The organism is Pantoea sp. LMR881 (genome assembly GCF_027157825.1).
Taxonomy (GTDB): Bacteria; Pseudomonadota; Gammaproteobacteria; order Enterobacterales; family Enterobacteriaceae; genus Pantoea; species Pantoea haifensis.
Window position 1 is genome coordinate 3259157 of the sequence record NZ_JAPVOK010000002.1, and the last position, 20927, is coordinate 3280083.

Genomic DNA, 20927 nt, shown 5'->3' on the forward strand with positions numbered 1-20927 from the left:
AGGGCGGTCCGATGAGCTATGTTTCACCGAAAACCGGTAAGCAGTACATCCTGATCTCTGCGGGCGGGGCACGTCAGTCGCCAGATCGTGGTGATTACGTGATTGCTTACGCCTTGCCTGACAGCAAGTAACCGCAAAAAATAATAAGGCCGACGTCATGTCGGCCTTTTTATGGCTATTCACCGTCGCGCCATAACGATTCCAGCTCGGGCGGTGCCACCTGTTCCGGTATCAGCAGCACAATCGTGCCGACTTCCTGATGCGTTGCGTACTGAATCTGAATGCGGAAATAACGCTGATCGCCCCGGCCCACCTGCGCGGCATTCTCTTCCGGCTCGCCCAACGGCATCACTTGTTCCAGTACGTGGCAGACGCGCTGTTTTTGCGGCGGCGGAAGCTGGCCCAGCATAAAGCGCCGTCCACCGCGTAGGCCCGGAAAAAAGGCAATGCCGCCTTCACGCGCCAGTTCAATGATGGCGTCGTCGGTTAGCTGAGGCAGGTCACTCATAATACACCTGCCTCTTTCCAGGCCTGCTCAATGGCGCTGGCGACTGAGCGATTAAATCGTTTCTCACCATGCCTGATAGTGAACCGGGCAAACGTCTGGAAATCAGCATCCTGCGGCAGCTCTTTATCACACAGCGTGTCGTACCATGCCTGGCCAGCCAGCTCCCAGGCGTAACCGCCTAATGCCTTAGCCGCCAGATAAAAAGCGTGGTTGGGAATGCCGGAGTTAATATGAACGCCGCCATTATCTTCGCGGGTTTGGACATAGTCATCCATATGTGCAGGCTGCGGATCTTTACCTAACATTGGGTCATCATAAGCAGTGCCTGGTGCTGACATGGAGCGCAGCCCGACACCATTGATCCCTTCAGCCAGGAGACCTTCGCCAATAATCCAGTCAGCCTGATCGGCACTCTGCTTTTTACTGAACTGTTTTACCAGCGAGCCGAAGACATCTGACAGCGATTCATTCAGTGCGCCCGCCTGCTCGAAGTAGATTAGTCCGGCTTCATTTTCGGTCACGCCGTGCGACAGTTCGTGCGCCACGACATCAATCGCAATGGTAAAGCGGTTAAAGATTTCACCGTCGCCATCACCAAACACCATTTGCTGACCGTTCCAGAATGCGTTCTGATAATTTTTGCCGTAATGCACGGTGCCAGGCAGTTTCAGCCCCTGGTTATCCAGCGAGTTGCGCTGATAAATCTGCCAGAAGAAGTCATAGGTAAGGCCGAGGTAATCCCACGCTTCATCTGCGGCAATGTCGCCATTAGAGGACTGGCCTTCCTGCCGAATCAGCTTACCAGGCAGCGTCTGCTCGTTTTGCGCATCGTAAATTTCACGTTCCACCTGACCGGCTACGGCTGTTTGAGCAACGGTGGGTTTTTGCCAGGGTTCAGCCATTAAATGCTGAACATGTGTCAGAGTGCGCCGCGCTTCTTCCTGCTGATGACCAGAACCGTGCGCAATAATTTTGCGTAACATGTAGGGGGGAATAATGCAGTAAGCCATCTTCAACTCCTTGGCACGATGAATGTGCCAAAAGTATAGACCTGTCATCCTTCACGCTGCCTCTTTGTTGGCAACCTTACCCGGCCCGATCACAGTTGCGGGACGGGATAGCGTTGCTGCTTTGAGGGAGAAGAAAGGGCCGTTAAGACGATGTTTTGCGACGACGTGGCTTTTCGGGCAGAAGCTGTGTGACCTGGCTTTCAACCCAGCCATCATCGAGGCGGGTGCGCAGCAAATCACCCTGCGCAAGCTGTTGCGTTTTTTTCACCACCTGGCCGGCAGTATCGGTCGTTACGCTAAAACCACGCGCCAGCGTCGCCAAAGGACTTACGCCTTCCAGCTGAGCCGCTAAGGTGCTGAAACGGTGTTTATCGCGGTTGAGCATTTTTTCTATGCTTTGTTGCAGGCGATAGTGCCAGTGCTGCACAGATTGCTGAGCCTGGAACAGACGTTGCTGGGGCTGATGTGTATTCAGACGCTGCGCTAAGCGATCCTGCTGACGTGTGGCGTTGCGCAGGCGCGTTTCTATCGCCTCGCCTAATCGCTGCTGCAAGCGAAACAGGGCCGTTTGTTGACGGGCCAGACGCAACTGAGGATGCTGCTGCTGTAACCGGTGATCGAGTCGGCTAAAGTGCCGCTGCTGGCGCGCCAGAAAATAATCCATCGCCATCTCTAACCGCTGCTGTTGCGACTGAAGCTGGCGCAGCAGTTCGATCTGATTACGGCTGACAATTTCTGCGGCGGCGGAAGGTGTTGGGGCACGTAAGTCTGCGACAAAATCAGCAATGGTCACGTCAGTTTCATGACCTACCGCACTGACAACCGGTAGGCGGCTGGCAAAGATGGCGCGTGCGACGCGCTCATCGTTGAAACTCCAGAGATCTTCCAGCGAGCCACCGCCACGCCCAACAATCAACACATCACATTCGTTACGCAGGTTAGCGATTTCAATGGCACGTACAATCGCGGCAGGCGCATCAACACCCTGCACGACAGCAGGATAGATCACAACCGGTAGCGACGGGTCACGGCGATGCAGTACCCGCAGTACATCATGTAGCGCCGCACCGGTAGCAGAAGTAATCACGCCGACCTGCCTGGCTGGCTCAGGTAATGGCTTTTTATGCTGCGGCTCAAACAGGCCTTCGCTCGCCAGTTTGGTTTTTAGCTGCTCAAATTGCTGCTGCAACAGACCTTCACCTGCCGGATGCATGCTTTCAATAATCAGCTGATAATCACCGCGTGGTTCATAAAGCGTGATATTCGCGCGAACTAAAACCTGTTGGCCATGCTGCGGACGAAAGGTTACGCGCCGATTACTGTTACGGAACATGGCACAGCGCACCTGCGCGCCATCATCTTTCAGGGTGAAGTACCAGTGTCCGGAAGCGGGTTGCGTGAAGTTAGAGATCTCGGCACTCAGCCAAACCAGGCCCATCTCATTTTCCAGTAGCTGACGCACCGTAGTATTCAGGCGGCTGACGGTAAAAATATTGGCGTTTGGCGGTAGCGACATGTGACGGAGATCAAATTCCAAATCAGGGGGTTAATTAGTCGATACTACAGGGCTGATATGGCGGATCAAGACTTTTTCTTAAATAATGCTGGAGGCAATCGATTACGGCCTGTATAATGCCGCGGCAATATTTTATCTGTTCTCATTCACCCGAGGTGGAGATATTGCCATGCTAAGAATCGCTAAAGAAGCACTCACATTTGACGACGTTTTACTCGTTCCTGCACACTCCACCGTTTTGCCCAACACGGCCGACCTCAGCACTCAGCTGACCAAAAATATCCGTTTGAACATCCCTATGCTTTCCGCTGCTATGGATACCGTAACCGAAGCGGGTCTCGCTATTGCACTGGCACAAGAAGGCGGCCTGGGATTCATTCATAAAAACATGTCGATCGAACGCCAGGCAGATGAAGTTCGCAAGGTGAAAAAACATGAAAGCGGTGTAGTGACTGAGCCACAAACCGTTCTGCCAACTACGCCGCTGGCCGATGTGAAAGCACTGACTGAACGTAACGGTTTCGCAGGTTATCCTGTGGTTAACACCGACAATGAACTGGTGGGTATTATTACCGGTCGTGATGTGCGCTTCGTAACCGATTTGACGCAGCCTGTATCAGCCGTGATGACGCCAAAAGAGCGCCTGGTTACGGTGAAAGAGGGTGAAGCGCGTGATGTCGTGCTGCAAAAAATGCATGAAAAGCGCGTTGAAAAAGCACTGGTTGTGGATGACAGCTTCCATTTGCTGGGCATGATCACCGTTAAAGATTTCCAGAAAGCTGAACGTAAGCCTAACGCCTGTAAAGATGCGCAGGGTCGTCTGCGTGTTGGTGCGGCTGTTGGCGCGGGTGCAGGCAACGAAGAGCGTGTTGATGCGCTGGTTGCTGCGGGCGTGGACGTTTTGCTTATCGACTCTTCACACGGCCATTCAGAAGGCGTGTTGCAGCGTATTCGTGAAACACGTGCTAAATACCCTGACCTGGAAATTGTTGGCGGTAACGTCGCGACGGGCGCAGGCGCACTGGCGCTGGTTGAAGCTGGTGTGAGCGCAGTAAAAGTGGGTATTGGCCCAGGCTCAATTTGTACGACACGTATCGTGACTGGCGTGGGCGTACCGCAAATCACCGCTGTTTCTGACGCCGTTGCGGCGCTGGAAGGCACCGGGATTCCAGTCATTGCTGATGGCGGCATTCGCTTCTCAGGCGACATCGCAAAAGCGATCGCGGCAGGCGCATCCTGTGTGATGGTAGGTTCAATGCTGGCAGGTACAGAAGAATCGCCGGGTGAAATTGAACTTTACCAGGGCCGTTCATTTAAATCTTATCGCGGCATGGGTTCACTGGGCGCGATGTCCAAAGGCTCATCTGACCGTTACTTCCAGACCGATAACGCAGCAGACAAACTGGTTCCGGAAGGTATCGAAGGGCGCGTTGCCTATAAAGGCCGCCTGAAAGAGATCGTTCATCAGCAAATGGGTGGTCTGCGCTCTTGCATGGGTTTGACCGGTTGCCCGACCATTGACGATCTGCGTACCAAAGCGGAATTTGTTCGCATCAGCGGCGCAGGTATCAATGAGAGCCACGTACACGATGTGACCATCACTAAAGAGTCACCAAACTACCGCATGGGTTCATAATCCCGTAAGATTTCCCGCCCGGCTCAAGCCGGGCGCTTTTATTATCAAGTCACCGTTCTGGAAACGCCTCAATGACGACGGAAAATATCCATAAGCATCGCATTCTGATTCTCGATTTTGGTTCTCAATACACGCAACTGGTTGCGCGCCGCGTACGTGAGCTGGGCGTGTACTGTGAGCTCTGGGCATGGGATGTTACTGAAGAGCAGATCCGCCAGTTCAATCCGAGCGGCATCATTCTTTCCGGCGGCCCGGAAAGCACCACAGAGCTGAACAGCCCACGTGCGCCTGAATATGTGTTTACTGCTGGTGTGCCGGTTCTGGGGTCTGCTACGGCATGCAGACTATGGCGATGCAGCTGGGCGGCAAAGTAGAAGGTTCTAATGAGCGTGAATTTGGCTATGCACAGGTTGAAGTGACTACCCAAAGCGCGCTGGTGCGTGACATTGAAGACGCCATCAGTGCTGCAGGCAAGCCGCTGCTGGACGTGTGGATGAGCCACGGCGACAAAGTCACTGCGATTCCTGCCGACTTCGTGACCGTTGCCAGCACCGAAACCTGTCCGTTTGCCATTATGGCGAACGAAGAGAAGCGTTTCTATGGCGTGCAGTTCCATCCGGAAGTGACACATACGCGCCAGGGCCTGCGCATGCTTGAACGCTTCATTATTGACATCTGTGAGTGTGAAGCGTTGTGGACCCCAGCAAAAATCATTGAAGATGCCGTTGAGCGTCTGCGTGAGCAGGTTGGCAACGACAAAGTCATTCTGGGCCTGTCGGGCGGCGTGGACTCTTCAGTAACTGCTATGTTGCTGCACCGTGCCATCGGCGATCGTCTGACCTGTGTGTTCGTTGACAACGGCTTGCTGCGCCTTAATGAAGCCCAGCAGGTCATGGACATGTTTGGCGACCACTTTGGCCTTAATATTGTTCACGTTCCGGCTGAAATGCGCTTCCTGAACGCACTGGCAGGCATTGACGATCCTGAAGCCAAGCGTAAAACCATTGGCCGCGTGTTCGTTGAAGTCTTCGACGAAGAAGCGAGCAAGCTCAATGACGTGAAATGGCTCGCGCAAGGCACCATCTATCCTGACGTTATCGAATCTGCGGCTTCTGCTACTGGCAAAGCGCATGTGATCAAATCACACCATAACGTTGGCGGCCTGCCAAAAGAGATGAAGCTGGGTCTGGTTGAGCCGCTGAAAGAGCTGTTCAAAGATGAAGTACGCAAAATTGGTCTGGAGCTTGGCCTGCCGTATGACATGCTTTACCGTCATCCGTTCCCGGGTCCTGGTTTGGGCGTGCGCGTGCTGGGCGAAGTGAAAAAAGAGTATTGCGATCTGCTGCGCCGTGCTGATGCCATCTTCATTGAAGAACTGCATAAAGCCGATCTCTACACCAAAGTCAGCCAGGCATTCACGGTGTTTCTGCCGGTGCGTTCTGTTGGCGTCATGGGCGATGGTCGTAAATATGACTGGGTTGTCTCGCTGCGTGCTGTCGAAACCATCGACTTTATGACTGCGCACTGGGCACACCTGCCATATGATTTCCTGGGCCGCGTTTCAAATCGCATCATCAACGAAGTAAACGGCATTTCCCGCGTCGTTTACGATATTAGCGGCAAACCGCCTGCAACTATTGAATGGGAATAAGTTTCTGACTTACACTCTCCCGTGTTGATTATTAAATCGCCAGCTCAATCGCCAGATTGACTGGCGATTTTCTTTCTCTGCTTTTTTCACCGGGAAGGATTCATGCTCTCACTCAAAGTGTTCACTCTCTGTTTTCTTGCTGTGTTGCTGTTATCACTCGGTGCGAGTATTGCGCAGGCGACACGTCATAACGATACCGCCAGCCAGGGCGGTTGGTGGTCAGCGCGGCGTGATTCTGCAGGAATCGCACCCGATCCGCGCACCCTGGCGAATCTGGCGATTGTTCAGGTTTACGCTGCGCCAACGTATGGCTGGAAAGGCGCGGTTGCCGTGCATCCGTGGATTATTTTCAAGCGAGCCGGGGAAACGCAATACAACCGTTATGAAGTGATCAGTTGGGGAAGCGGTGACAAAGTGCGTCGTAATACTAACATCGCTGATGGTTACTGGTACGGTGCGAAGCCGCGTTTGCTGGTAGAACATCGTGGGCGTGAAGCTGAAACAATGATCCCAAAGATAGAAGCGGCAATAGCATCTTACCCTGGCCGCAGACTTATCATGCCTGGCCGGGACCTAACAGCAACACTTTTCTGGCTCACATTGGTCGTGAAGTTCCGTCTTTAAAACTCGACCTGCCTGCTAACGCGCTTGGTAAAGATTATCGTCCGCTTTGGCGACCCATTGGTTTGCCGCCGTCAGGTCGTGGTCTGCAGGTCTCTTTGTTAGGGGTAGCGGGCGTCACGCTGGGGGCTGAGGAAGGTTTTGAACTGAACGTGCTGGGCTTGAATATGGGACTGGATTTTACGCCACTGCGATTACGGCTGCCGTTCATTGGTGGCATTGGTCACGATAATCTGCAACAGAATAATCCCTGAGTTATTTTGCCCCGACCAGGCGGGGCTATTCATCTTAACAAACGCCAAAATCGCCCTCTTCATGATAAAGGTTGACGCTGTCCGCTTTGACTTCTATCTCTTTTTTCGTCGCGTCATCAACCCGTGCACACCATAAGGTATCGCCCTCTACGCGCAACACCAGCATTTTTGGTCCACCCGTTTTCGCCTGCACAAAATCATCAGTTTTAAACATAACGCCCTCCGTTTTTTAACCAGTTTAGTGCTCAGTGTGCATACCTGTTAGCAAAAGTTGCGTAACGGTTTCCAGTTTCAGCTGCCGGTTTATTCAGCATAAAAGATTTAGGGCATGCTTAGCAGCACAGTGCTCACCTCATAAAGTTGTCAGTTGACAACCGTGATTAATAGATTTAAGGTAACCGTCATGCTCACAAGGAAGAGACATCCGAACAAAGAAATTGAAGCCGCGCTACGTTATGCAGAGCTTCATGGCTGGGTGATTATACAAGGTGGGCACCATGCCTGGGGTAAGATGTATTGCCCGGCAAACCTGCTGGACTGTCGTTGTGGCGAGTTTTGCTTAACCTGTATCTGGAGCACGCCAAAGAGCCCGACAAACCATGCGCGAGCATTACGCCGGGTCGTAGATAACTGTATCGTTAACAAAAAGTCGCATTAGGGAAGAGGAGTTAACCCATGGAATATCATTTTACGTTGCGCTTCAAGCTGCCAGATCACGCCGAAAATATTGATGTTTTACTGGAACGCCTCGCGGAAGCGGGCTGCGATGATGCATTAATCGGTGCCGGCATGGCAGGTAAACTGGCGCTGGAGTTCACGCGTGATGCTGATGCCGCTAGCCTGGCGATTCAAACAGCCCTGGACAATGTTTTGTCCGCCATCCCCGGCGCACAACTTATGGAAGCTGCGCCTGACTTTGTGGGGTTAACGGATGTGGCTGAAATTATCGGGGTGTCACGCCAGAACATGCGCAAGCTCATGCTCAGCCACAGCCCACAATTTCCGCTGCCGGTTCATGATGGTAAAACCGCGATCTGGCATCTGGCTGACGTTCTGGAGTGGTTAAGCCAACGCGGCACCTATGCCGTGCCTGCGGCCACCCATGACCTGGCACAGGTGACGCGCAGACTGAATTTACAAGAGTCGTTGCAACGTTACGGCTACGCTGACGATTAAGCCTGGTGGTGCAGCAAGAAAAGCGTCGCCAGACCCAGAAAGATAAAGAAGCCGCCGGTATCGGTAATCGCGGTAATTAAAACGCTGGAACCCACTGCCGGATCGCGCTTCATTTTGGTCATTACCAGTGGCACTAAAACGCCCATCAGCGCGGCGAGAAGCAGATTAAGCACCATTGCCAGCATCATCACACCGCCAAGCGCGAGATTGTCATACATCAGCCAAGTGATAAGGCCCATTATACCGCCCCAGAAGATCCCATTGATCAACGCAACGCCCAGTTCACGAACGATCAGAAACGAGAAATTACCCGGCTCGACCTGATGTAAAGCCAGAGCGCGTACAATCATCGTGATGGTTTGATTACCGGTGTTACCGCCAATGCCAGCGACGATAGGCATCAGGGTAGCAAGCGCCACCAGTTGTGAAATCGTATCTTCAAACAGGCCAATCACGCGTGAGGCGATAAAAGCAGTGCATAAGTTAAGTGCCAGCCATGCCCAGCGATTACGGACTGATTTACGCACAGGGGCAAATACATCCTCTTCCTGGCTGATACCGCCCATTTTACGAATATTGCTTTCGTTTTCTTCATTGACCAAATCGATCACATCTTCGATAGTGACGCGGCCAATGAGCTTGCCTTTGGCATCAATAACGGCGGCAGAAATCAGGTTATAACGCTCAAACGCGCTGGCTGCATCTTCCGCTTTGTCATTAAGCTGAAAAGTTGTGGGATGGGTGTTCATTACCTCATCAACACGTTTTTTAGGTTTATTGAGCAGAATATCGGTGAGAGAGAGTTCGCCCAGTAGCTGATTATCCTGATCGGTAATAAATATTTTGTCTGTGCCATCTGGCATGCTTTTTCGCTTTCGAAGAAAGCGTTGCACTATCGCTAAGGTGACATCGGCACGCACCGTCAGGATATTAAAATCCATTACCCGCCCAACGCGGTCGCGGTCAAAATCTACCACGCTCAGCACACGGGCGCGCTGGCCAGGCTCAAGGCTTGTGAGTAAACGTCCGGTCAGGTCGCGCGGCAGATAGCGTGCCAGCCACACCTGATCGTCAATATCCAGTGGCTCAATGGCACGCAAGATGTCGCGGTCGCTCATCTCTTCCGTCAGGCTGGCCCAGACGGTTTCCGACGCTTCGACCAAAACATGGCCGCGGCGTTCATTAGGAACCAGACACCACAGCGCCAGTCGCTCTTCTTCCGGCAGCGCCTCAAGAATGTCAGCTAAATCCGCAGCATGCAGTTGGGTTATATCCTGTTCCAGCATGTCGCGCTGGATCGCATTTTCACGTTGCTGTTCAGAATCAAGGTCGATCGGTTTTCCCAGCAGAGCATCAACCAGATCGTGCTCATTGAGCAGCAGCGTCAGAATACGATGACGTATTTCACTTAAACGTTGAGAGTGAGAGGCAGACATATTGAATCCCTTTTGTCTGAAAGCACCAGCACGAAGTGTAGCGTTTCGTTTGCAAAAGGGATGCAAAAAATCACTGTCATTGAGGCAGTGGTTTAGTAACGGGCAGGTCTAAAGGGCTCGCTAGCGTGAATCGTTAACGTTAAGGCTTACCGGTGCGGGCAGGGATTTTTTTTGCTGATGATGTTCGAAAGCAGCAGGCAGGATAAAAAATCAGACGACTAAAAAGGATGATAAAACTGATCAAGAGCACAATCCGGGTCATGGTGCCGGTTTTTTGACGTCTTCGGGGAGAAATGGCGCTGTTCACGCGTGGTGGTTCCTGTAATGACCCAACTGGGCGACGACAACATTTAGTCATAGCCGCCAGATGAAATCAATGGATGATTAAAAAAGAGCATTAATAGCTCGCTTTCTGCGCCAGTAACGTAGCGAAGCGACAGTTGATGCGATTGCCGTGTTCATCGGTGCGATGCAGCTGCCCGATATTTTCGTTGTACTTCACAATATGCCAGTTGCGGTAATAGTGGCTAAGCTCACCTGATTTAAACGCGAAGGAAAAATCAGCCGGGCAGGGGGCATCGTCAGTATTCATCGCTGCCACAATCAGGTTATAGCCATATTTAACGGTGCTGGCCTGCATGTCGGCAATCAGTTGCGGTATGGTTTCGGGCTGCAAAAACATCATGACCACGGTCGAAAGCACAAAGTCATAGCCCCCGTTAAACCGCGTCTGGTTAAGATCGCGCTGCGCGGTATGAATACCCTGCAAACCCTCTTCGGCAATGATGCTGTTCAACCGCGCCAGACTCTGCGGGTTATGATCCCATGCCGTTACCTCGAAACCCTGCTGGTTGAGAAACAGCGTATTGCGACCGTTGCCGCAGCCCAGATCCAGAGCTTTACCCACCTTAAGTTTTGGAAAAGCGTCCAGCACTTCAGAATGCGTAGGCGTCAGGCCATATTTTTCAGTGAAATAGTGCGTTGATGGTGTCGTCATAGCGTTCATTTATAAGAAGTGGGTGCCAGGCACCCAGGTTATCAGGCCTCTTCCAGAATCAGCTTCCAGCCGGTGACATCGTTCCAGTAGCATTGCTCACGCTCCAGATCGAGCTGGACCAAATTGTTCTGGCTGAAATAACCTGCCGGGAACGTTAAGGTCCAGTGGCCGTCATCGCAGCTTAGCTTCAGCGAATCAGGACGTGTTGTGGCCTGACGCTGATTATTCAGCAAAGTGCCAAGACGCAGCAGAAAAAGCAGTGGAAGAAACTGTTTTTTCCTGAACAATGTCACACGTGGCAATTCATCGACCTTAACGGCTTTGCGGTGGAATCTTACCAGTGCCGCCAGCAACATCTGTTGATCCTGATTAAAGCCCGGCATATTGCTGTGTTGCAGGATGTAGGATGAGTGGCGCTGCATGCCGCTGTGATTAATTGTCAGACCGACTTCATGCAGCATCGCCGCCCATTTCAACAGTGCGGCGAGTTGTGGATTGGCCAGTTTAGGATTCTGGTCACGCCACTGAAAATAGAGCTGTTCGGTGGTTTCCAGCACGCGTCTTGCCTGATCGCTGTCAATGGCATAATGGTTTGCCAGGCTCTGTGCAGTGCGGCTACGAATATCCTGATGACGGAAACGGCCTTCCATTTCATACAGCACACCTTCACGCAGTGCACCGTCAGAAAGGCGCAACTCGCGAATCGCCAGCGCATCGAAAACGCCACAAATGATCGCCAGCCCCGGTACAAAAACGTTTTTACGCTCTTCTGACAAACCCGGCAGGCTCAGCGCCGCAAACGACTTATGCTTCAGGACTTCATCACAAAGCTTGTCGAGACGCTCAGGAGTGATGAGTTTTTCTTTCTCGCCCATCGCCAGCAGCACTTCGCAAGCCGCTTTAATCGTGCCCGACGCGCCTAAAGCATATTGCCAGCCGTGCAGGCGATATTGCCACGCCAGGGTTTCCAGCTTCTGCGCCGCCGCTAAACGCGCGCGCCGAAAGTTCTCCCGGCTGATTTCGCCTTTCGGAAAATAGAGCTGAGCAAAACTGACGCAGCCCATACGACGGCTCTCAACCAGTTGTGGTTCAAAATCTTCACCGATCACTAACTCAGTTGAACCGCCACCGATATCGATCACCAGCTTGCGGCCTTTTTCTGGCTGCGTATGCTCCACACCCATAAAAATCAGGCGGGCTTCTTCATGACCGGAAATCACTTCGATTGGATAAGGAATGACTTCAGCCGCGCGTTGTAAGAAAGTCTCAGCGTTTACTGCCTGGCGCAGCGTATGCGTGCCAACAATAGTGACGTTACTGGCTCTGAAACCCTGTAGACGTTCCGCGAACAGCGCCAGGCAGCTTAACCCGCGCTCCATCGCTTCTTCGCTCAGACGGTTATTGGCATCTAATCCGTCAGCCAGATGCACACGCTGCTTCAGGCGACCAATGACCTGCATAGCGCCATCTACCACGCGGGCAATCACCATGTGGAAACTGTTCGAACCGAGGTCAATCGCCGCAAACTCTTGAGGTTTAGGCGTACTCTTATGGGAAATTGGCATAGGTATTATTCAGGTTGTTCGAGTTTCTTGATGTAATCATAAATCGCCAGTTGCGAGCGCACTTTACGACGATTTCCGCGTGGAACGTAGTGGTTATTCAACTCTTTGTCGACGATGCGGGCTTTTACCGTATCACTTAACTGAATAGCAATGATATCCAGGATACGCTGTCTGATTTGCGGATCGAGGATAGCCACTGCCACCTCAATGCGGTAATCAATGTTACGCGTCATCCAGTCGGCAGAAGAAAGGAACACTTTTTTGTCGCCGCCATTCTCAAAAATATAGACGCGATCGTGTTCCAGATAACGGTCAACGATACTGATGACACGAATATTTTCACTGATGCCGGGTAAATCAGGGATCAGCGAGCACATGCCTCGCACCAGTAAGTTGACTTTAACCCCAACGCTGGAGGCAGTATACAGCCGATCCACCAGACCTTTGTCTACCAGGTTATTGATTTTCAGTGTAATGCCAGACGGCAGTTGCTGCTGTGCGTTAGCAATCTCATCGTCGATCAATTGATAAAGCATACGACGTGAGTTTTGTGGCGATACCATCAAATGCTCGAACGTCACTGGTCGATAGGGGTTTTCGATAAAGTTAAATACGCGGCGAACTTCATTGGTGATCCGCGCATCGGCAGTAAGCAACGAGTAGTCGGTGTAAATACGCGCAGTTTTTTCGTTAAAGTTGCCGGTACCGATATGGGCATAACGCACAATCTCATCGCCTTCACGACGTGAAATTAAAAACAGCTTGGCGTGAATTTTCAGGCCTGGCGCAGAGAAAATAACGTGCACGCCTGCTTCAGTCAGGCGCTTGGCCCAGTAAATATTCGCTTCTTCATCAAAGCGCGCCTGCAGTTCAACCACAACCGTCACTTTCTTGCCGTTATAGGCCGCATGGATCATCGCATCCATGATGCGCGAATGTTTTGCTACGCGATAAATATTGATTTTGATCGCCAGGACACTGGGGTCAAACGATGCCTGACGCAGTAATTCCAGCACATGCTCAAAGGTGTGATAGGGATAATAGAGCAGCACATCCCGGTTACGAATAGCATCAAAGCCGTTACGGAAACCATCAAAACCGATATGACGAATTTGCGGCAGCGGGCGGTTTACCAGATTGTTTTTACCCACATTTGGGAAGCCGATGAAGTCTTTGAAGTTATGGTAGCGTCCGCCCGGTAACACCGAATCGAAGTTAGTAATCGACAGCTTGTGACACAGCAGTTCTACCATTGAATCGGGCATATCGCGCTGATAGACAAATCGCACCGGCTCCGCTGTCAAACGCTGTTTCAGGCTGGAAGACATCAGTTCCAGCAGGCTGGATTCCATTTCCGTGACCAGATCATATTCAGCATCACGCGTCATCTTCATTGAATAGGCATTCAATGCGTCGTAGTCATAGAAACCTTTAAAAATATCATCCAGACAATAGCGCAGAATATTGTCCAGCAGGATCATTGGCTTGCGACGACGTGGCGACTCAGCGGGCAGGTTAATGAAGCGTGGAACCTTGTCGGAAGGAATCTCCAGCAAGGCGTAACGAATATCTTCACCACGAATGATCTCAACCGCCAGATAGGTGTAATCGTCTTTAAGGAATTCGGTCAGATCAGTTTCATGAGTAATCAGAATGGGGGAAATATGCTGGCGCAGTTCATGTTTGAAATAATGGCGCAGCCAGACTTGTTGATTTGGCGACAGCTGGCGCTCGTTGATCAGGAATATCTGGTTACGCGCCATTTCCAGCAGCAGATCGTTATACAGCGCATCAAACTCCTGATCTGACTTCAACACACGCTGTTGAATTTTTTTAAGCAGATGGCGCGGCGTGCTGGCGGAACCTTGCTCTTCACCGATAAGAATGCGGCGCTTTAAGTCAGCGAAACGCACTTTATAGAATTCGTCGAGGTTATTTGAGTAAATGCCCAGGAAGCGCATGCGCTCAATCAGCGGATTACTCTTGTCCGCCGCTTCTTGCAAAACACGTTCGTTAAACGATAACCAACTTAACTCTTTTTCGATGTACAACTTTACCTGACCCATTCTTACTCCGTATAGCGGTTGCAGGACTGAAGCTCCAGTGTCCGCCATCATTATGGCGAGAGTATGTCTTGCTTGTCCAACTTCAATAGTTGTCTTATCAATCAGCTACGGGCAACATAGCGGCTAATTTTCACAGCATTCAGGACCGCATGAGCGTAAACCACATTCCCGTCCAGTTTAATGACAGGCGACGTCGTGCCACTGACCGTTTAACGCGGCGGTTGGTTACTGCATGTGGCATTGCAATTCTGTTGCTGATGCTGCTGCTATTTTTCTGGTTAATTTGGGTGGTTTTGCCGCTGTTTATCGCGCCAGGCGTGCAGTCAGGGTATTCACAACAGCTATGGGATCGCTCTGCCGCATTAGCCGTGGGTAATGATGGTGTAAATGGCTGGCGCATCAGCAGCAGAGGCGTTGCACGTTTTATTCCGCTTAACGGTCAGCCCGCAGAGCAGGCTTTGACGTTAACGCCTGCGCCGCAGCAGGTGGTACGCAGTGCCGATCAGCAAACGCTACTGCTCAACATGCAAGGAGCGTTAATGCTGTTGCAACCGACGCAGCAGCAAGGCGAAGCGCAATGGCGTTTCCCGCTGGGCGATCAGCCATTCCGCTTACCGCAAGGTAAGGTAGCAAAGATGGCTCTTGCCACGCTGAATGCCGGACAGTGGCGAATTGCTGCGCTTACTGAAAAAGGGTTAAGTATTTTAACCCTCGGCACCAATCGCCAGGCAGCGACCATTAGCTTGCCGCAGCAACAGAGTGATCATTTACTTTTCTCGCCGCAGGGCGATCTTTTATATACCAGTCAGGGCAATGTACTGCGTGTCTGGCAAATTGATAACGGCCGTGCGCTGCTACGCGAAACACAAACCTTACCGCATCCGCCGCAAAGTTTGAATATGCTAAGCGGCGGCCGAACGCTACTGATTCAGGATGAGGCAGGCATTACACAATGGTTCTCCATTGCGGGCAACCAGGGGCCGCGCCTGCAACGAATCCGTACGTTTGAGCACAGCACAGGCGCACACAAAAGTGATCACCGAACCGCAGCGCCGCGTGTTTGCCACTTTTAATGAAAAGGGCATGTTGAAGCTATTTGCCAGTAAACAGGATGGGCCGATTTTACAGCGCCAGCTCGCGCCGGGCATTCTTGATGCGCAGTTTTCACCGCGTGGCGACAGTTTGCTGATAGAGCGTCAGGGCAGCTGGCAAACGCTCATACTGAACAACCCATGGCCGGATGTCAGCTGGCGTAGCTTTTGGCAAAAGATCTGGTACGAGAACTATCCAAAAGCAGACTGGGTTTGGCAATCAACCACCGCAGGTGACAGTTATCAGGCCAAATTCAGCCTGATGCCCATGGTTATAGGTACGCTCAAAGCCGCCAGTCTGGCGTTGCTGTTTGCCACACCGCTGGCGCTGGCAGCCGCAATGTATACCGCCTGGTTCATGGCGCCGGGCCTGCGTCGCTGGGTTAAACCGGCCATTGAAATGATGGGGGCGTTGCCGAGCGTCGTGGTGGGTCTGATTGCCGGCTTGTGGCTGGCACCGCATATCAGCCAGGCGCTGATTGGCGTATTGCTGTTGCCGCTGACGTTAGCGGGCAGCCTGCTGCTGTGTGGTGTAATGAGCGCACGCCTGCCGCCACGCTGGCGACAGCCGGGACGGGAAGTGTTGCTGCTGCTGCCCATCCTGTTGGGGGTTACGCTACTGACGCTGTGGTTACCCGGCGTGATGATGCGCGATGCGGGCGACTGGATGCCGCATTATGAGCAGCGCAACTTACTGGTTGCGGCGTTAGCTATGGGGTTTGCGCTGGTGCCGCTGATTTTCACTCTGGCCGAAGATGCCCTGTTTAGCGTACCTGGCCTGTTAGGGCAGGGATCGCTGGCATTAGGCGCGACGCCGTGGCAAACCTTAACGCGCGTGATATTGCCGGGTGCGTCAGCGGGTATTTTTGCTGCGCTGATGATTGGTTTTGGTCGTGCCGTGGGCGAAACGATGATTCTTCTGATGGCAACGGGCAACACGCCCCAGAGCGAAGGGGGCTATTCAGCGGCCTGCGCGCTTTGTCAGCCAACATTGCGATAGAAATGCCCGAAGCTGCGGTGGGAAGTGCCCATTATCGCATTCTGTTTTTGAGCGCGTTGATGCTGCTGATATTTACGTTAGTGATCAACACTGTGGCAGAACTGATTCGTCAGCGCCTGCGCCAACGTTACAGCCAGCATGAGGAACACGCATGAAGGCGATGCGACAAAACGATCGCTGGCGATGGCTTACCGCCGGGGCCGTCACGGTCTGCCTGTTGGCTTTTGCCTTGCTGATTGTGCTGCTGGCGTGGCAAGGTGCGCGCGCTTTCTGGCCGCAGCCTGTGGATCTCTATCTGTTCAGTCAGCCCGATGGCAGCGAAACCCAGCTATTGGGTGAAACCATTGAGCATCAGCCACGCTTTCCTGCGCCAGCCGATCAACAACTTCAGCATGTCAGCCATGTCCATCGCTATCTGGTAAAAACCGGCAACCGCGACTGGAATGCACCCGATTTTCGCGTCATCTTCAGCCAGCAAGCGGCAAATGTTAGCCAGCCTGAAGATATTGTTGTATTGCAGCGCCGCAACCACGGCAACGCTTACGGCTGGGTAGTTGGCCTGCGTGAAGATAATGAAGTGTTAACAGCCAATAATCCCGATGCGTTGTTGCAACAACGGCTGGAACAGGTGCATGCGTTGATCCGTCATTCAAATGACATTCGACGGGTAGATATGGCGCGCCTGAATAACCAGCTGGAGATGTTGGATGAGCAGGCAGAGCAGCAGCAGCAGGCGAAACAGTTTGATTTACAGCGCCAGTCTGAATATCAGGCGAACCGGGCCGCGTTACAGCGCCGTTTCGATCAGCTCAGCACTAAACTGGCGGGTTTACAGCATGAGAGCCAGCGTGATGTACTGCTGTTGCGCGATGTGCAGGGCAATACTCACACCATTCCGTTAACCGAGATTGTGAGTGCGTGGAAACCTAATGCGCTGTCTGTGCCGCAAAAAATCCAGCATTTCCTGCATCAGATCTGGCAGTTTGTCAGCGATTCACCGGCAAACGGGCAAAGTGAAACTGGCGCGTTTCCAGCGATTTTTGGCACAGTTTTAATGGTGTTGTTGATGTCAGTGGTGGTCATGCCGTTAGGGGTTATCGCCGCCGTCTGGCTGCATGAATATGCTGGTCGCAATACCTTAACCCGGCTGGTGCGCATTGCGGTGGTCAATCTGGCAGGGGTGCCTTCTATTGTATATGGCGTTTTCGGCCTGGGCTTTTTGTCTGGGGCATAGGCGGAACGCTGGATCAGCTGTTCTTTAGCCATGCGCTGCCCAATCCAACGTTTGGTACGCCGGGATTGTTATGGGCGGCATTAACGCTGGCGTTGCTGACGCTGCCGGTAGTGATTGTTGCCACCGAAGAGGGCCTGTCGCGCATTCCAAACAGCCAGCGTCAGGGTTCACTGGCGTTGGGTGCTACGCAGGCGGAAACCTTATGGTATGTAGTATTGCCGATGGCCGTGCCGGCGATGCTGACGGGGTTAATTCTGGCGGTTGCCCGGGCAGCGGGAGAAACGGCGCCGCTGATGCTGGTTGGCGTAGTAAAAATGGTGCCAGAACTGCCGGTTGATGCCGTGTTTCCTTACCTGCATCTCGATCGCAAGTTTATGCATCTTGGCTTCCAGATTTATGATTTGGCGTTCCAGAGTCCAAATATTGAAGCCGATCGGCCACTGGTCTTCGCGACCGCGTTGCTGCTGGTACTGATTATTCTGTCGCTTAATTTGCTGGCAATGGGCCTGCGTCACCGCCTGCGTGAACGCTATCGCCTTATGACTCACTAACAGGCTATGACTTATGACGCCCGAAACTGACTTTGCGCTCACCGTTAACCATCTCTCATTGTGGTACGGCAAGCGTCAGGCGCTGCAGGATATTTCACTGCAGGTGCCAAAAAACCGCATCACCGCGTTGATTGGGCCGTCAGGCTGCGGTAAATCAACCCTGCTGCGCTGTTTTAATCGCATGAATGATGTCATTGATAACTGCCGTATCGAAGGTGAAGTGCTGCTCGATAAGCTCTCCGTGATGCGACCTGCTCAGGATTTGTCTGCGCTGCGCCGTCGCGTTGGCATGGTTTTTCAACGTCCTAATCCGTTCCCAAAATCTATTTATGAGAATGTGGTGTATGGCCTGCGCTTACAGGGCGTGCGTGACAAACGCATCCTTAATGAAGCCTGCGAGCGGGCGCTGCGTGCAGCCGCGTTATGGAGTGAAGTGAAAGATCAGCTTGGTCAGAATGCATTAACGCTTTCTACCGGTCAGCAGCAGCGACTGGTGATCGCCCGTGCCATTGCTATCGAGCCGGAAGTGCTGCTGCTGGATGAGCCGACCTCGGCGCTGGATCCGATCTCGACGCTGGTCATTGAAGAACTCATGACCACGCTGAAGCAGCACTTCACCCTGGTCTTAGTGACACACAACATGCAGCAGGCGTCACGGGTGTCGGATTACACCGCATTTTTGCACAATGGCATGTTGGTTGAGTTTGATGAAAACCGACCGGATTTTTACTACGCCGAAACTACGCCGCACTGAAGATTACATCACCGGACGCTACGGCTGATGCTGTAAAAAGGAGAAGCCAGGGCTTCTCCTTTATCGATCAATCGTGTGCGTAACCTTGTGGCGGTAACGGTTTACCGTCCAGCCAGGCTTTACCTTCGCGCATCGTCAGTCTTCCTTCGACAAACCAGTTAATCACCAGCGGATAAATGGCGTGTTCCTGGTGCTGAACACGTTCCGTGATGATCTCCTCGCTGTCCTCAGCAAACACGGGCACTTTGGCCTGTAAAATAACAGGGCCGCCATCCAGCTCGTCGGTCACAAAGTGTACGGAAGTGCCGTGCTCGACATCGCCGTTTTCCAGCGCCTGACGATGGGTATGCAGGCCGGGGTATTTCGGCAGCAGGGAAGGGTGAATATTCAGCAGGCGATCGTGATAGTGCGCAACAAAGGCACTGCTCAAAATGCGCATATAACCCGCCAGCACCACGACATCAGGCGCGTAAGCGTCGATGCCGGCAATAAGTTGCTGATCAAAGGCTTCACGATCGGCAAAGGCGCTGGCCGCTAGCGAATGACCAGGGATGCCAGCTTCCTGAGCACGCACCAGGCCATAAGCAGAAGCTTTGTTGCTGAACACGGCAGCGACGCTGCCGTGAATACGCCCGCTTGCGCAGGCGTCGAGGATGGACTGAAGGTTAGTTCCGTTACCGGAAATCAGTACAACCAGTTTTTTCATGCGTTGATAACCACACGCTCTTCAGCCTCAGAGGCGTTGATCACACCGATTTTCCACGCCTGCTCACCTGCGGCGCTCATCAGTTCAACCGCTTTGTCAGCATCAGCCGGACTCAGCGCGATCACCATGCCCACACCGCAGTTAAAGGTGCGATACATTTCGTGACGGCTGACGTTACCCGCTTGCTGCAACCAGGTAAATACTGACGGCCACTGCCAGCTTTTCTCGTCAATCACCGCTTGCGTATTATCAGGCAGGACGCGTGGAATGTTTTCCCAGAAGCCACCACCGGTCAGGTGGGCGATAGCATGCACATCAATCTGCTCAATCAGGCTCAGAATGTTTTTCACGTAGATGCGCGTCGGTTCCAGCAGGTGATCGGCCAGCGGTTTACCATCCAGCTGCTCAACCAGCGGATCGGTGTTGCTCACTTCCAGGATCTTGCGCACCAGCGAATAACCGTTAGAGTGCGGGCCGCTTGAACCCAGCGCGATCAGCACATCACCATCCTGTACTTTGCTGCCGTCAATAATGTCTGACTTCTCAACCACACCAACACAGAAACCCGCGACATCGTAATCTTCGCCGTGGTACATGCCTGGCATTTCAGCGGTTTCGCCGCCGACCAGCGCACAACCCGATTGCAGACAGCCTTCGGCAATGCCGGTGATCACGGCTGATGCGGTTTCTACGTCCAGCTTGCCGGTGGCGTAGTAATCCAGGAAGAACAACGGCTCAGCGCCTTGCACCACCAGATCGTTTACACACATCGCAACCAGATCAACGCCGATAGCATCATGGCGCTTCAGGTCCATCGCCAGACGCAGCTTGGTGCCTACGCCATCGGTCCCGGAGACCAGCACCGGTTCACGGTATTTTTGCGGCAGCGCACAAAGCGCACCGAAACCGCCCAGTCCACCCATGACTTCCGGGCGACGAGTCTTTTTCACTACGCCTTTAATACGGTCAACCAGAGCGTTACCAGCATCAATATCAACGCCGGCGTCTTTGTAGCTGAGAGAGGTCTTGTCGGTCACTGCGAGGTCCCCACGCGAGTTGCGGTTGGTGGTTAAAATAAAGCGCGGCAATTCTAACAGCGCAGGCAAACGTTTGCGAGTCTCAGATTGCGCACTGTGCAATTTTCATCAATCCTTA

Annotated in this window: 13 protein-coding genes and 6 pseudogenes; 8 read left to right on the top strand and 11 right to left on the bottom strand. The window is 52.7% G+C overall.

The genetic code is table 11. The features are described from left to right. Positions 1-175: 175 nt before the first annotated feature. From O3W44_RS17205 to xseA, 3 genes are all read right to left on the bottom strand, one after another. The gene (locus O3W44_RS17205) at positions 176-508 is read right to left on the bottom strand and encodes a protealysin inhibitor emfourin (protein WP_269293999.1); all 333 of its coding nucleotides are present in this window, start codon (positions 506-508) and stop codon (positions 176-178) included. Then, positions 505-1518, bottom strand: coding sequence for a M4 family metallopeptidase (locus O3W44_RS17210; RefSeq protein WP_269294000.1), 1014 nt, complete (start codon positions 1516-1518; stop codon positions 505-507). The genes O3W44_RS17205 and O3W44_RS17210 overlap by 4 nt, the downstream gene beginning before the upstream one ends. A 142-nt stretch (positions 1519-1660) precedes the next feature. Beyond that, positions 1661-3034, bottom strand: a complete 1374-nt coding sequence (xseA, locus tag O3W44_RS17215; RefSeq protein WP_269294474.1) for an exodeoxyribonuclease VII large subunit — start codon at positions 3032-3034, stop codon at positions 1661-1663. Positions 3035-3203: 169 nt separating this feature from the next. Between xseA and guaB the strand changes: the two genes are divergently transcribed. The 3 genes and pseudogenes from guaB to O3W44_RS17230 all read left to right on the top strand — a co-directional run bounded on the left by guaB (position 3204) and on the right by O3W44_RS17230 (position 7196). Next, a complete protein-coding gene (guaB, locus tag O3W44_RS17220) occupies positions 3204-4670 on the top strand; it encodes an IMP dehydrogenase (RefSeq protein WP_269294001.1) in 1467 nt (488 codons plus the stop codon). 71 nt (positions 4671-4741) lie between these two features. Further along, a pseudogene (guaA, locus tag O3W44_RS17225) lies at positions 4742-6321 on the top strand (glutamine-hydrolyzing GMP synthase). A gap of 102 nt (positions 6322-6423) precedes the next feature. Further along, positions 6424-7196: pseudogene (locus tag O3W44_RS17230) on the top strand (DUF3750 domain-containing protein). Between the two features lie 34 nt (positions 7197-7230). On the opposite strand, the gene O3W44_RS17235 reads toward O3W44_RS17230, so the two are convergent. After that, the gene (locus O3W44_RS17235; protein ID WP_269294002.1) at positions 7231-7410 is read right to left on the bottom strand and encodes a DUF2158 domain-containing protein; all 180 of its coding nucleotides are present in this window, start codon (positions 7408-7410) and stop codon (positions 7231-7233) included. Positions 7411-7599: 189 nt separating this feature from the next. Between O3W44_RS17235 and O3W44_RS17240 the strand changes: the two genes are divergently transcribed. Then, on the top strand, positions 7600-7854 hold the full coding sequence (locus tag O3W44_RS17240; protein WP_269294003.1) for a hypothetical protein: 255 nt from the start codon (positions 7600-7602) through the stop codon (positions 7852-7854). A gap of 17 nt (positions 7855-7871) precedes the next feature. Next, positions 7872-8372: a helix-turn-helix transcriptional regulator gene (locus tag O3W44_RS17245; protein ID WP_269294004.1), complete on the top strand. Its 501-nt coding sequence runs from the start codon at positions 7872-7874 to the stop codon at positions 8370-8372. Here O3W44_RS17245 and mgtE read toward each other — a convergent pair. The 5 genes and pseudogenes from mgtE to ppk1 all read right to left on the bottom strand — a co-directional run bounded on the left by mgtE (position 8369) and on the right by ppk1 (position 14436). After that, the gene (mgtE, locus tag O3W44_RS17250; RefSeq protein WP_269294005.1) at positions 8369-9808 is read right to left on the bottom strand and encodes a magnesium transporter; all 1440 of its coding nucleotides are present in this window, start codon (positions 9806-9808) and stop codon (positions 8369-8371) included. The two genes, O3W44_RS17245 and mgtE, sit on opposite strands and share 4 nt — an antisense overlap. A gap of 120 nt (positions 9809-9928) precedes the next feature. After that, positions 9929-10115: pseudogene (locus O3W44_RS17255) on the bottom strand (YfgG family protein). A 90-nt stretch (positions 10116-10205) separates the two neighbouring features. Then, positions 10206-10814 carry a tellurite resistance methyltransferase TehB gene (tehB, locus tag O3W44_RS17260; RefSeq protein ID WP_442954648.1) on the bottom strand — a complete coding sequence of 203 codons (609 nt, stop codon included), beginning with the start codon at positions 10812-10814 and terminating at the stop codon, positions 10206-10208. Between the two features lie 32 nt (positions 10815-10846). Next, on the bottom strand, positions 10847-12370 hold the full coding sequence (ppx, locus tag O3W44_RS17265; RefSeq protein ID WP_269294007.1) for an exopolyphosphatase: 1524 nt from the start codon (positions 12368-12370) through the stop codon (positions 10847-10849). 5 nt (positions 12371-12375) lie between these two features. Next, positions 12376-14436 carry a polyphosphate kinase 1 gene (gene ppk1 / locus O3W44_RS17270; protein ID WP_269294008.1) on the bottom strand — a complete coding sequence of 687 codons (2061 nt, stop codon included), beginning with the start codon at positions 14434-14436 and terminating at the stop codon, positions 12376-12378. A 149-nt stretch (positions 14437-14585) separates the two neighbouring features. On the opposite strand from ppk1, the pseudogene O3W44_RS17275 reads away from it, so the two are divergent. From O3W44_RS17275 to pstB, 3 pseudogenes are all read left to right on the top strand, one after another. Next, a pseudogene (locus O3W44_RS17275) lies at positions 14586-16682 on the top strand (ABC transporter permease subunit). Further along, positions 16679-18312, top strand: a pseudogene (gene pstA, locus O3W44_RS17280) (phosphate ABC transporter permease PstA). The pseudogenes O3W44_RS17275 and pstA overlap by 4 nt, the downstream one beginning before the upstream one ends. Positions 18313-18325: 13 nt before the next feature. Further along, positions 18326-19094 (top strand): annotated as a pseudogene (gene pstB, locus O3W44_RS17285) (phosphate ABC transporter ATP-binding protein PstB). 39 nt (positions 19095-19133) lie between these two features. On the opposite strand, the gene purN reads toward pstB, so the two are convergent. Together purN and purM are read right to left on the bottom strand one after the other, a co-directional pair. Further along, positions 19134-19772 (bottom strand): phosphoribosylglycinamide formyltransferase, encoded by a 639-nt coding sequence (gene purN, locus O3W44_RS17290; RefSeq protein ID WP_269294009.1) that lies wholly within the window; start codon positions 19770-19772, stop codon positions 19134-19136. Beyond that, complete coding sequence (gene purM, locus O3W44_RS17295; RefSeq protein ID WP_269294475.1) at positions 19769-20809, bottom strand: phosphoribosylformylglycinamidine cyclo-ligase; 1041 nt, start codon at positions 20807-20809, stop codon at positions 19769-19771. The genes purN and purM overlap by 4 nt, the downstream gene beginning before the upstream one ends. Positions 20810-20927 lie beyond the last annotated feature (118 nt).